This window comes from Actinoplanes sp. NBC_00393 (assembly GCF_036053395.1).
In the GTDB taxonomy this organism is placed as follows: Bacteria; Actinomycetota; Actinomycetes; order Mycobacteriales; family Micromonosporaceae; genus Actinoplanes.
In genome coordinates this window covers 4,882,677-4,894,749 of record NZ_CP107942.1, presented here as the reverse complement: position 1 = coordinate 4,894,749, position 12,073 = coordinate 4,882,677, and the positions used below count along the sequence as shown (strand labels likewise).

At 67.3% G+C, this 12,073-nt stretch carries 12 protein-coding genes; 4 read left to right on the top strand and 8 right to left on the bottom strand.

Annotation, left to right across the window (positions count from 1 at the left end):
* Window positions 1-82: 82 nt before the first annotated feature.
* Window positions 83-664, bottom strand: a complete 582-nt coding sequence (locus tag OHA21_RS23040; RefSeq protein WP_328476868.1) for a hemerythrin domain-containing protein — start codon at window positions 662-664, stop codon at window positions 83-85.
* 67 nt (window positions 665-731) lie between these two features.
* Between OHA21_RS23040 and OHA21_RS23035 the strand changes: the two genes are divergently transcribed.
* Window positions 732-2,039: a M20/M25/M40 family metallo-hydrolase gene (locus OHA21_RS23035; protein WP_328476866.1), complete on the top strand. Its 1,308-nt coding sequence runs from the start codon at window positions 732-734 to the stop codon at window positions 2,037-2,039.
* An 18-nt stretch (window positions 2,040-2,057) separates the two neighbouring features.
* Window positions 2,058-2,726, top strand: a complete 669-nt coding sequence (locus OHA21_RS23030) for a hypothetical protein (RefSeq protein WP_328476865.1) — start codon at window positions 2,058-2,060, stop codon at window positions 2,724-2,726.
* Window positions 2,727-2,804: 78 nt separating this feature from the next.
* Here the strand turns inward: OHA21_RS23030 and OHA21_RS23025 are convergent, their stop codons facing one another.
* A complete protein-coding gene (locus OHA21_RS23025) occupies window positions 2,805-2,996 on the bottom strand; it encodes a DUF5703 family protein (RefSeq protein WP_328476863.1) in 192 nt (63 codons plus the stop codon).
* 84 nt (window positions 2,997-3,080) lie between these two features.
* Between OHA21_RS23025 and OHA21_RS23020 the strand changes: the two genes are divergently transcribed.
* The gene (locus OHA21_RS23020; protein ID WP_328476861.1) at window positions 3,081-3,962 is read left to right on the top strand and encodes a tyrosine-type recombinase/integrase; all 882 of its coding nucleotides are present in this window, start codon (window positions 3,081-3,083) and stop codon (window positions 3,960-3,962) included.
* 96 nt (window positions 3,963-4,058) lie between these two features.
* Here the strand turns inward: OHA21_RS23020 and OHA21_RS23015 are convergent, their stop codons facing one another.
* Complete coding sequence (locus OHA21_RS23015) at window positions 4,059-5,186, bottom strand: hypothetical protein (RefSeq protein WP_328476859.1); 1,128 nt, start codon at window positions 5,184-5,186, stop codon at window positions 4,059-4,061.
* 402 nt (window positions 5,187-5,588) lie between these two features.
* Between OHA21_RS23015 and OHA21_RS23010 the strand changes: the two genes are divergently transcribed.
* Window positions 5,589-6,260 (top strand): recombinase family protein, encoded by a 672-nt coding sequence (locus OHA21_RS23010; RefSeq protein ID WP_328478508.1) that lies wholly within the window; start codon window positions 5,589-5,591, stop codon window positions 6,258-6,260.
* A gap of 161 nt (window positions 6,261-6,421) precedes the next feature.
* On the opposite strand, the gene OHA21_RS23005 is transcribed toward OHA21_RS23010, so the two are convergent.
* From OHA21_RS23005 to OHA21_RS22985, 5 genes are all read right to left on the bottom strand, one after another.
* Window positions 6,422-6,715, bottom strand: a complete 294-nt coding sequence (locus tag OHA21_RS23005; RefSeq protein WP_328478506.1) for an HNH endonuclease — start codon at window positions 6,713-6,715, stop codon at window positions 6,422-6,424.
* 1,206 nt (window positions 6,716-7,921) lie between these two features.
* Entirely contained in the window at window positions 7,922-9,013 is a 1,092-nt protein-coding gene (locus OHA21_RS23000; protein WP_328476857.1) for a hypothetical protein, read from the bottom strand.
* Window positions 9,014-9,077: 64 nt separating this feature from the next.
* On the bottom strand, window positions 9,078-9,716 hold the full coding sequence (locus OHA21_RS22995) for a response regulator transcription factor (RefSeq protein WP_328476855.1): 639 nt from the start codon (window positions 9,714-9,716) through the stop codon (window positions 9,078-9,080).
* Window positions 9,713-11,020, bottom strand: a complete 1,308-nt coding sequence (locus tag OHA21_RS22990; protein ID WP_328476853.1) for a sensor histidine kinase — start codon at window positions 11,018-11,020, stop codon at window positions 9,713-9,715. The genes OHA21_RS22995 and OHA21_RS22990 overlap by 4 nt, the downstream gene beginning before the upstream one ends.
* Window positions 11,017-12,012, bottom strand: coding sequence for an aldo/keto reductase (locus OHA21_RS22985; RefSeq protein WP_328476851.1), 996 nt, complete (start codon window positions 12,010-12,012; stop codon window positions 11,017-11,019). The genes OHA21_RS22990 and OHA21_RS22985 overlap by 4 nt, the downstream gene beginning before the upstream one ends.
* Window positions 12,013-12,073 lie beyond the last annotated feature (61 nt).

Here is a 12,073-nt window from a genome sequence, read left to right as displayed (position 1 = left end):
GGACGCTCGGTAAAGATCCGCAAGCCGTGACAAACATATTAACGAACAGCACACACTCCGCTAACCGGACGTTCTGCGCGACTTACTTCAGATCGCGCACATACGTGGTCCGCGCCGTGATCATGTCCCGGAACTTGTCGATCACCCCGAGTGCCGGGTCGACCACCTTGTTCCACGGGGGCGTGGACGGCGTACGCGGATGCGGGCGGGTCGGTGCAGCCTCCTCTGCCGTCTCCACCCGGTTGCCCAGCCGGATCATGTCCTCGGCCGGCACCATCTGCATCAGCAGCGGGAACAGCTCCTCGGCGTCGGCCTCGACGTGCCGCCGGACGGCCTGGGCCACCGGGCCGGCCTCGCCGGTCCGTTCCAGATCGGCCATCAGGAGCAGCAGTTCCCGGTCCTCGGCCAGCTCGCGCTCGGCGATCGCGTCGCCGCCGGGCACCACCGCCCGGATCGCCGGATACAGATACTGCTCCTCCGCGGACAGGTGCCGGGAGAGCGTCGCGACCAGGACCGACGCCACGCGGGGGTCGTCCGGGCCGCCGGTCAGCCGGTCGGTGAGCGCGAGCAGGTCCCGGTGCTGCTCGCCGAGGACATCGACGATGCTGCGCCCGGAAGTCTCGCCGCCGACCGGCGGAAGCGGGGGAAGATTAACTTCAGACACGGCCGCGGTGTACCCGATACCACTCTCCGCGCAAACCTCGGCAGCGACTTGCTGGTAAGAAAGGGCGATGAACACCACCGCCGCGGACGAGGTCGTCAACCTCTGCCAGGACCTCTTGCGCATCGACACGACCAACACCGGGGACCCGCGGACCACCGTGGGCGAACGGGTCGCCGCCGAGTACGTCGCCGAGCGACTCGGTGAGGTCGGCGTCGAGACGCGGCTGCTCGAATCGGCGCCGAACCGGGCCAACCTGGTCGCCCGCATCCCCGGCGCCGACTCCTCCCGCGGCGCCCTGCTGGTGCACGGCCACCTCGACGTCGTGCCGGCCGACGCGACCGAGTGGTCGGTGCCGCCGTTCGAGGGCGTGATCAAGGACGGGTACCTCTGGGGCCGCGGCGCCGTCGACATGAAGGACTTCGACGCCATGGTGCTGGCCGTCGTCCGCGACTGGCGCCGTACCGGGTACGTCCCGCCCCGCGACATCGTGCTGGCGTACACGGCCGACGAGGAAGCCGGCATGGAGTACGGCTCGCAGTGGCTGGTCCGCAACCACCCCGATCTGTTCGAGGGGTGCACCGAGGCGATCGGCGAGGTCGGCGGGTATTCGTACACGGTCAACGACGATCTGCGCCTCTACCTGGTGCAGACCGCTGAGAAGGGCCTGGACTGGCTGCGCCTGCACGCGCACGGCCGGCCCGGCCACGGCTCGTTCATCCACGACGACAACGCGGTCACCGCGCTCGCCGAGGCGGTCGCGCGGGTCGGCCGGCACCGCTTCCCGGTGGTCCTCACCCCGACCGTGCGGACGTTCCTGGAGCAGGTCAGCGAGGCGCTGCACATCGAGCTGAACCCGGACGACCCGGAGCAGGCGATCGCCAAGCTCGGGCCGATCGCCAACCTGATCGGCGCCACCATCCGCAACACCGCCAACCCGACCCGCCTGGAAGCCGGCTACAAGGACAACGTCATCCCGGGCAAGGCGTCCGCCACCGTGGACTGCCGGACCCTGCCGGGCCACGCCGACGCGTTCCTCGCCGAGCTGCGCGACGTGATCGGGCCGGACGTGGAGATCGAGCACGTGCACCAGCAGCCGGCCGTCGAGACCTCGTTCGACGGGGCGCTGGTCGACGCGATGGGGGCCGCGCTGCGCGCCGAGGATCCGGGTGCGCGTACTGTGCCGTACCTGATGTCCGGGGGCACCGACGCCAAGGCGTTCGCCACCCTGGGCATCCGCTGCTTCGGGTTCGCGCCGCTGCGCCTGCCCCCGGAACTCAACTTCAGTGCGCTCTTCCACGGCATCGACGAGCGAGTACCGGTCGAGGGGCTAAAGTTCGGCGTGCGTGTGCTCGACCGACTGCTCCGAAACAGCTGAAATCGGAAGGACCCCCAGATGAGCGACCAGAACGCTGAGCTCGACGCGGCTCTCGAGCGCGTTGTCGAGGCGGCGCGGGCGCACCTCGCGGCCGTCAAGGCGGCCGCCGGCCGGATCGACGACGACGACGTCTGGCAGGCGTACGTCGATTTGAACAACGCTTCCTATGCGTACGACGAGAAGCTGCTCGACGCTTTCGGCGAGGTCACGCCGTGGGACGTCGAATCGATCGACCCGGACGAGGCGGACCACCGGTTCGGGCTCGTCGGCGACGGCGCGGACGGGGCGGCCGCCGACCCGTACCCGCAGGTGGTGTCGGTGCGCCAGCGCCGCGACTACCGCGTGCCCAGCGTTTCCGCGCTGCTGCGGGTCGCCGAGACCGCGCGCCGCAGCGCGGTGCCGGAGGACGAGGACGCCGGCCCGGTCGAGTCGGTCGGCGAGGCCGTGCTCGAGCTGCTGCAGGCCGGTGACGGCTCGCTGTCCTCGCTCGACGTGCCGGAGCTGGAGCCGCTCGACGGCCTGCTCACGGTCACCGAGGTCGACGCGCCGCTGGACCTGGAGGCCTTCGACGAGGCCGACGGCACCGGCCCGTTCGCCCCGGCCGAGGGCGACCAGCTGGTCGGCCGCCTCGACGAGCACCCGTTCCTCCCCGACGAGGAAGAGGACCACGCCGGCCATAATCACTGAGCAGGCGTCATCGCGGCGCGTCCCGCGCGCCGCGGTCAGCAACCGAGAAGCCCGTCCGGCGTGTGCCGGGCGGGCTTCTCAGTAGCTCAGGTTGGGCTGGGGAGTGGGCTGGACGCGGCGCCGCAGCATGACCTTGCGGGTGCCGTCCCGGAAGAGCTGGACCTTGGCCAGCTCCCAGCCGGAGAACTCCGCCTGTATGGCGAGCTGCGCCGCCGCGGTCAGCCGATCGACATTTGAGGGCAACCGCAGCGGCGCGTATTCGTAGTCCATGGCGTCTAGATTGCACCTCGTCTAGGGCCTCCGACAAGCTCTGACCAGCGGCTATTCACTCCGAGCAACGAGCGGAGCGAAGCGTTGGAGCGTGTACTACCGGATCTGGCCTGGTCGTCCTACCTGCGAGCCCTGCGGCTCAAGCGACGGTCCGCTGCGACGGTCCGTGATTATGACTACACCTACCGGACGCTGACAGGCTGGCTTGGCAAACCGGCCGTAGAAGCGTCCAGGCTTGAGATCGAGGCGTGGCTAGAGGAACGCCTAGGTCAAGTCTCCCCAACCCGTGTACGTCAAGATCAGCGCAACTTGAGCGCCTTCTACCGGTGGGCGCATCGTGAAGAGATCAACGACGGTAACCCTCTTGAGAGGGTGCCTCGTATCGAGGTAGACGAGAAACCGGCACGGGTCGTGGACCCCGCCGACATGAAGGCACTCTTGGACGCCTGTAGAGGCGGTGCCTTCAACGATCTACGAGACACGGCGATCCTGCGGACGCTGCGCTTGATCGGAACGCCACGGTCCGGCGAGTTGACTACGCTGACTGTGCAGGCGGTTGATCTGCGGAACGATCTTTTAACGGTGTCCGGCAAGACCGGCACCCGAGCGATTCCCCTCAACGACACGACGGCGACGGTCTTTGAGCGGTACCTACGTGCAAGAGCGAAGCATCCGAGCGCCGCCTTGGACGCGCTGTGGCTGGGCAAGAAAGGCCAACTCACACGTACTGGCATCCAAATGATGCTTGCCCGACGGGTGAGACAGGCGGGGATCACCGATCGCATCCACATGCACTTGTTTCGCCATGACTCGGCCACGCGAGCGGCCGATGCTGGACTGTCTGCCGAAGCGTTGGAGTTCCTCTACGGCTGGACGCCGGGCTCACCCATGACACGTCACTACACCAGGGCAACTAGGGTGCAGCGGGCTCAAGAGGCCGCGAGGCGGCTAAATGACCGAATCTAGTCACTGACAGCTCTGATGGGTGCCCCGGCATCACACCGGGGCAACCGTCGTCTCTACGAACGATCAGAAAGGGCCCGTCGTGTTAGGTGTCGAGTCCTAAACCGCCACACCTAGCAGCTGCTCAACATTGATAGCGCCAAGAAGTAGGGCGATGACTGCAACAACGGCGACGATAGCCGTCCAGCGACTTTGTACCCAAACAAGGCTACGGTCCAGCAAGCGCGCTCCATTAGTAACCGCGCGCAGCGTACTCGCTGGTGCAGGTGCGGTCTTCAAAGCTCTCGGCGTTTCGTCGGCGTTGAATACCTTGAGGCGCTTTATGAGTTGCCTCCGCCAAGTGGCATCCCCTGTAATCATGAGCCCTTCGGTCATCTTGAGTGTGGTTACAAGAGTCGCCGGGATGGCTCCTTCAATGGATTTTGGAGAGCTGCAATACTGCCGAACTTCATCGGCCACTGCTCGATAGATTGCTGCAATGGGATGAGGTGCGTCGGGTCCGGAAACCGAATCCTCGCGCCTCGCCATGCGCTCCAGCATCCGCGAAACGCTGACTAACTCCTTTCTGGCCCAACTGATCGGGTCTGACTTCCTGGTCGATAATGAGCGGCGAAATTCAGCGGACTTGGCGTTCTTCGCCATAATCTCGTTGAGCTTGGCTGTCAGCACAAGGCTCGACGGGAACCGTAGTATGGCGTTGCGGATAGGCTGCGCCGAGAAGAACACAAGAGTTAAGCCGAGAAGGTACGACAGGGTGCGCGTTGCGTCCCAGTTGCTGTCGGTCACACTGACGCCAAAGAAAGCGTATGCATGTACCGCCGAGACTAGAACCATCGAGGTCAGGCCGATGAGATTGAAAATCCTGATCCATACTCGCCTGACGGATGCGGGATCCTTTTCGTATACCGCTTGAGGAAATACGAGAAGACTCCTCCCTTTGAATTTCGTAACATGAGTGATGCTGTAGTGGAAGACTACCGTGGTGTGCAGGAAGCTAAAGCCCGCGATGAAAGCAATGATCCAAAGCTTGGCTGACTCTTGGAGGTGATCCGGATACCAGGCAGCCAGAAGGGGTGCGGCAACTCCGGTCACGTATTGAGTAGCTACAGCGACTGTTAGAGTCGCAAACAGGCCGTCGGAGAATTTCTTCTCCAGTACCCCTGACGCTATTCGCGTCTCAAAGAATAAAAGAAACAGAAGTTGGACAGCAAGGACCGTAAAGGTCACGAGCCAGAGGATGAGGGGCAGCGCAAAGCCGAGTGCAAACCGAGTCCAGTCCACTGTACTGGCTTACCACGTGAGTGATTCGGTTGGGAACCGTTGATCGCATACACGTCAGTAAGTGCGTAAAGCGGGGATCAACCCTCGCCCTCGGCGGCGATGTGGGGGGTGCGCGTGGAAGTGGATGATGAGTGCCATGACGGATGACGACCTTGAGGCGATCGTGGCCACTCTCGGAAATCTGATCGGCCTTGTTGACCGGGGCGAGCTGGATGCCCCACCTCTCATGCTGGCCCGCCTAGCGGGTGCGAGGGATGCGCTTGCCTCTCTCCCGTCGGCGAAGGCAGGCGGTGACGACTTGTCTTGATACCAAACGGTCGTTTGCTTTAAGATCGACTCGTGCCCAAGATGAAAACCGCCCCGCAGAACACCGCCGTTGCTTACCTCCGTGTCTCGACGGAGGAACAGGCGGAGTCGGGTGCGGGCATCGCTGCGCAGCGTGCCGCTATTGAGGCCGAAGCGGAGCGGCGTGGATGGGTCATTGTTGGATGGCACACCGACGCTGGGGCGTCTGGTAAGTCCATGGCGAAGCGTCCGGCGCTTGCCGATGCTCTGGCCGCCGTGGAGAGCGGAGAGGCGACCGCCCTGGTCGTAGCCAAGCTGGACCGGCTTTCGCGGTCCCTGGTCGATTTCGCGGCTCTTATGGAGCGCGCTCGCAGCAAGGGATGGAACCTTGTTGCGCTTGACTTGGGTATTGACCTCTCGACGCCTGCCGGTGAGTTCCTGGCGTCGGTAATGGCCTCTGCGGCGCAGTGGGAGCGCCGAATCATTGGGCAGCGTACCCGTGAAGGGTTGGCTGCTAAAAAGGCCGCAGGCGTGCGTCTAGGGCGTCCGGCGAGCCTGCCGACGGAGGTTCGTAGCCGCATCGTTAGGGCGCACCGTGAGGGTGCTAACTACAGCGCCATTGCGCGTGACCTGAATGCCGACGGTGTGCCGACGGCGCAAGGCGGAGCGAAGTGGTACCCGGCCACTGTCAGGGCCGTGGTGAACTCTCAAGAGGCCGAGTCCGTCGGCCAGTAAAGAGATGGTTTAGGTGGGAAAAGGCGATTCTTTCAATCGCCAATTCCCACAAAACCTAGAAATACCTCGGGGACACACGCGCGCCTAAAGCGAGGGTCCACACGGGGGATTCGATCAAAGTTTCGATCCCCCCTTCCCCTCTTGGCTTGCGTTCTAGCTGGTCACGGCCGATTGCCCCGGCCGTAGTTACACGGGCCGCAGGCGGGCCGTAGGTTAGTTAGTTCATTCGTCCCCCCTCTGGATAGGGGGACAACGTGATCGGCCGTCGTGGCAACGATGAGGCCGCATAGTGAACATAATGGCGAACCTTCCAAGAGTGTTCGCCTATTCAATTGGTATTGATAGTTATAGCCTCGACGGCTCGCACTTGCGGAGTGCTGCCGTGTCGGCTTGTGGTTAGAGCACCGTGATACGCCGTACGGTGTGGGCCGACGGCATACGGTGCATGTTGACATAGGTATTCCAATACCTCCATTCGGTGATGCGCCCTCAAGGCGCAGCATCATGGGTGCCGACGTTGGTACGTCGGCCCCTAATTGAGTACATGTCATGGGGTCGCCCACCCAAGGGCGTCCCCTGGTTGTGGACTATCCGAGCCGTCTGTGTCCTACGGCTCGTTGACAAGGCGGTGCGTGCGGACCGCCGGTAGTCCGTCATAGTCGGAAACCCTGGAGTTTCCTCCGACGGAAACAACCCCATAATTAGATAAAGAAGCAATCTACGTTTCCGCAGGTCAGAGGCACAATCCCTAGACCTATAACGGCTAGCGGATAGCCAGCGTAGGGCTATCAAGCGCCTGTTAAGGCCACAGCTTCGCGCCATGCCACCGGCACACCGTGGCCCCCATGCCCTGTTGGAAGTGATGCCCTGGCAGGATGAGGCAGCGCACTCCGGAGCCATCCTGAACCAGGCCGTATCTGACGGCCGTCTGGACTGCCCTGTAGACGTTCTGCGAAGCGTACTTATTGCCGGACTGGCCGAGCACTTTAGCTAGCTCTCCTTCGGAGAACTCGGCATGGCCTAGCTGGTTACCCCAGCCAACGGCTGCGAAGTAGATCCGCATCCACAGCGGCGGTCCCTCCATTTTTGCCCTCCGCTGGCAGTCGGGTGCGCTAATGCTAGCGAAGCGAATGCCTGGGCCGAAGGTAATCTTCCGGCTCTTCCGTTTGGCCGGTTCGTTTTCAGACAGAGTGGCCCCCTGGTGTTGTTGTGAGTGAAGCGGGAAGGCGGCCCACGTGGCCGTGTGCCGTCGGAGATCATAGGGGAACCCAATCCAGTTGCACCTCCTGATTTCATGACCTATGCGGCAGGCATGGCAGACTGGTACATCGGGGTGTCTAGAACGGCTAGGAAACGGGCACTCTGACCGTTTGCTTGGCTGCAGTACTCAAGAGTCCAAATAGAGATCCCCTGCCGTTGCCGACGGGGGATCGTTTACACGTCGTGATGGGCAGGCTCTGCCCGTTGTCGGATGGCGCAGGCCGTCCAGGTTGGATCTGGTGCCCCGATTGGTGTGTGTATTCGGGGGCGGGTGCTAGATTGGATCGCATCAGCAAGCCAAACGATGGCCGTGGATAACCGCAGGTCACGGGCTCGTTGGGCGACTACGAAGTGCCGTTAAGAAGGCAACTGTTGCGGCGCGTATTCGTAGTCCATGCGGTCTAATATGCTCCCGCCCCGGTGCTGGGCACCACCCCTTCCGGCACCGATTCCGGCTGGTCCTGCTCGCCGGCGGCGGGCCGGCCGCAGACGGTGCACGGCGGGCGGCGGCGCAGGTGGTAGGCGTACGTCGCCAGACCCAGCGTGACGCTCCACAGCGGCCACATCAGGGCCGGCGCGGAGGCGCCGGAGAACAGATTGCCCGCGTCTGACGCGGTGAACAGCGCCACCGACGCGGCCCCGACCAGGATCGTGACGACGGTCGCCGGGACGGTGGCCAGCCGGATCGGCACCGGGCGGCCGGCCAGGCCGATCATCCAGCGCGGGAACCGCTCGCCCCAGCGCTGGATCAGCCCGAGGGTCAGCACCGAGCCGGCCAGCGCGAACGACCCGAGGCCGGCGGCGGCGACCAGGATGCCCTCGGTACGCATCTCGCCGAGGAACGTGGAGTCGATGCCGAGCGGGATGCCCAGCGCCCAGGAGAGGCGGGACACCGCGTACAGGGCCGGGATGACCGCGGCGATCAGGGTGACGACCCGGCCCCATCGGGCCGCCGCCTGCGGCGAGGTCCAGTCGTCGCCGCCGGTGCGGCCGCACGCCTCGCAGGCCCCGGCGGTGCGCCGCTGCCAGGCCAGCGCGGCCCGCACGATCAGCACGCCACCGAGGACCGAGAGGACCTCGTTGCCGAGCGTCCAGGTGAAGATGTCGCCGTAGTCGACCGGTGGCCAGCCGAACGGCAATCCGATGATCAGCATCGGGGCGTAGCCGGCCAGGGCGAGCAGGCGGGTGTCCGGCACCACGATCAGCAGCGCGCCCGCCACCAGCCACAACAGGCCGAGCACCGCGTACCGGACCGGTCTGCTCGGCGCCGGTGTGCCGGCGGCGATCAGCAGCGCGACCGCCGTGGTGAGCAGCACGGCCGCGAACACCGGTGAGCCGACGTCCGGGTCGACCGAGCGCAGGGTGCTGCCGAGGTCGTTGTCCGGGTCGTTCGGTCCGTAGGGGAACCCGCGCCCGGTGATCGCCCATCCCAGGGCGAGCGTGCCGTACCCGGCGGCCCATCCGGCCGCCGTCAGAAGCTTCGCGTCCTTCATGCCATCGACATTCGTCGCCGCGCGGGCCGGGCGGATCCCCGCGCTGAGGGGCGCGGCTCCCTCCTCAGGGGGAGACGAAACCGGATCGGTACGCGACGACGACCGCCTGGGTCCGGTCGCGCACCCCGAGTTTGGCCAGCACGCTGCCGACGTGCGTCTTGACGGTCTCGACGCCGAGCACCAGACGGGCGGCGATCTCCGCGTTCGACAGACCCTCGGCCATCAGCGTGAGCACCTCGGCCTCCCGGCTGGTCAGCCCGGCGTCGCCGACCCGGCCGTCGGGTGGCCCGTATGCCGCGGCCAGCCGCCGGACCGCCTCCGGGAACAGCAGCGAGTCGCCGCTCGCCACCACCCGGACCGCCTCGGTGATCTGCTCCGGCCGGGCCCGTTTCAGCAGGAACCCGGCGGCGCCGGCCTGCAGCGCCTGGTAGACGTACTCGTCGTTGGCGAACGTGGTGACCACCAGGACTTTCGGCGGCTCGGGGAAGCGCTCGCGCAGCAGCCGGGTGGCCTGGATGCCGTCCATCCGCGGCATCCGTACGTCCATCAGCACCACCTCGGGCCGCAACCGCAGCGCGGCCGGCAGCACCTCGGTGCCGTCGCCGACCTCGCCGGCCACGGTGAGGTCCGGCTCGGCGGAGAGGATCGCCCGCAGCCCGGCGCGCACCAGGGCGTCGTCGTCCACGATCAGCACGCTGGTCATCGCTGCTCTCCCTGCGATCCGCCGGCAGCGGCTCGCGGCAGCGGCAGGCGCGCCTCGACCCGCCAGAGCTCCCCGTCGGGGCCGGCGGTGAGGGTGCCGCCGAGCAGCCGGACGCGTTCCCGCATCCCGTCGATACCGTGCCCGCCGGCCCGGCCACCGGCCCGGCCACCGGCCTGGCCGCCGGGCTGCGCGGCCCGGCGATTGCTCACCTTGATCACCAGTTCGTCCTCGTCCGGCGGCTGCGCCGCCTCCGGTAGTGGGGATGGGTCCGGCGGCTGCGCCGCCTTCGGCAGTGCGGATGGGCCCGGCCCTGATGCCTGCCGGATGCTCAGCGTGGCCGGCCCGGCGCCGTGCCGGGCGGCGTTGGTCAGCGACTCCTGCACGATGCGGAACGCCTCCCGCGAGACCTGCGGCGGCACGTCCACCGCCGCCACCTCGGCCCGCACCTCGCCGGTCAGCAGGCGGTCCAGATCGGCCAGGGTGGGCGCGGCCTGCCGCCCCGCCGCCTCGTCGCGCAGAATGCCCAGCACCGCGTCGAGTTCGCCGGCCGCCGACCGCCCGGTCTCCTCGATCGCGCCCAGCGCCTGCCGGGCGAAACCGGGGTCGCTGTCGAAGACCGCCCGCGCCGCCCCGGCCTGCAGTGTCATCGCGGTCAGCGCGTGCCCGACCGAGTCGTGCAGCTCGCGCGCCAGCCGGTTGCGCTCGGCCAGCCGCCGTTCCCGCTCGTGCAGCTCGGCGAGGCGCTGCGCGGGGGAGGGGCCGAGCAGCACCGGGGCCATCGTGGCGGCCAGCCGGCCCAGCCCGGCACAGGCGTAGATCGCGGCGATCGGCAGGGCCACCCCGGCCAGCACCCACCAGCCGGTGTTCGCGGTGAACGTGCCGTCGGTGAGCCCGAGCCAATCCGTGATCGCCAGCGGCCCCACCGGCAGCGTCATCAGCCCGACCGCGCCGATCACCGCGCCGGTCAGCGTGTGCACGGCGAACCACAGCGCGGTCCGCAGCCGGGTCTCCAGCGCCGGTGGGCGGCTGCGGTCGTGCCCGGGCAGGTCCACGTCCAGCAGGGCGCGGGCGGCGGCGATCTCCAGTTCCCGGGTGCCGGTCAGGAACGGTGGCGCGGCGGCGATCAGGGCCGCCACCGCGGCCAGGGCCAGCACGCCGGCCCGGTTGCGCGGATCCTCGGCGGCCATCTGGGCGAAGAGCACGACCGCCATCAGGTACGGCAACGCGAGCACCGCCCCGAGCAGCAGGAACACCGCCCGCCGGTACGTCGCGGCGCGTACCAGCGGGCGCAGCAGCCGGATCATCGGTCGGTGTGGGGGTAACCGACGCCTTCGCGTTCCGGATAGCCGACGTCGATCGCGGACACGTCGTCGAGGGCCATCGCGATCTCGGTCGGCAGGACCAGCTGCTCGCTGCGCAGGGCGCCCTGCAGTTGCCCGGCGGTGCGGGCGCCGAGGATCGGGGCGGCCACTCCCGGCCGGTCGCGGATCCAGGCGAGCGCGACCTCGAGCGGGGAGACGCCGAGACCGCCCGCCGCGGTCACCACCGCCTCGACGATGCTGGAGCTGCGCGGCTCGAGGTAGGTCTGCACGAACGGCGCCATGTGCTCGGAGGCGCCCCGCGAGTCCAGCGGGCGGCCGTTGCGGTACTTGCCGGTGAGCACGCCGCGGCCGAGCGGCGACCAGGCCAGCACACCGAACCCCAGGGCCGCCGCGGCCGGCAGCAGCTCGCGCTCGATACCGCGCTCGAGCAGCGAATACTCCATCTGGGCGGCCACGATCGGGGCCCGTCCGGGGTACGCCGACTGCCACGTCGCCGCCCGTGCGGTCTGCCAGGTCGCGAAGTTGGAGACCCCCACGTACCGCACGCGGCCGGTGGCGACGGCGTGGTCGAGGGCGGCCAGGGTCTCCTCGAACGGGGTCTGCGCGTCGTACCCGTGGACCTGCCACAGGTCCACGTAGTCGGTGCCGAGCCGGCGCAGCGACGCGTCCAGCGACCGCAGCAGGTTGCCGCGGGAGCCGTCGCGCGGCCGGTACCGGTGCGGGGTGAGGCCGGCCTTGGTGGCGATCACGACCTCGTCGCGGGGCACCAGGTGGTCGAGCAACGAGCCGATCACCGACTCGGCGTCGCCGTCGCCGTACACGTCCGCGGTGTCGATCAGCGTGCCGCCGGCCTCCAGGAAGATCTTCAACTGGTCGGCCGCGTCGTCGGGGTCGGTGTCCCGTCCCCAGGTCATGGTGCCGAGCGCGAGCCGCGAAACCGCTAGCCCGCTTCGGCCGAGCGGTCGCTGATACATGAGTGAACCTTATTCAGACTGCTTGCATAGCGAAATGGCCCGGCACCCGCGCGGCGCGTCG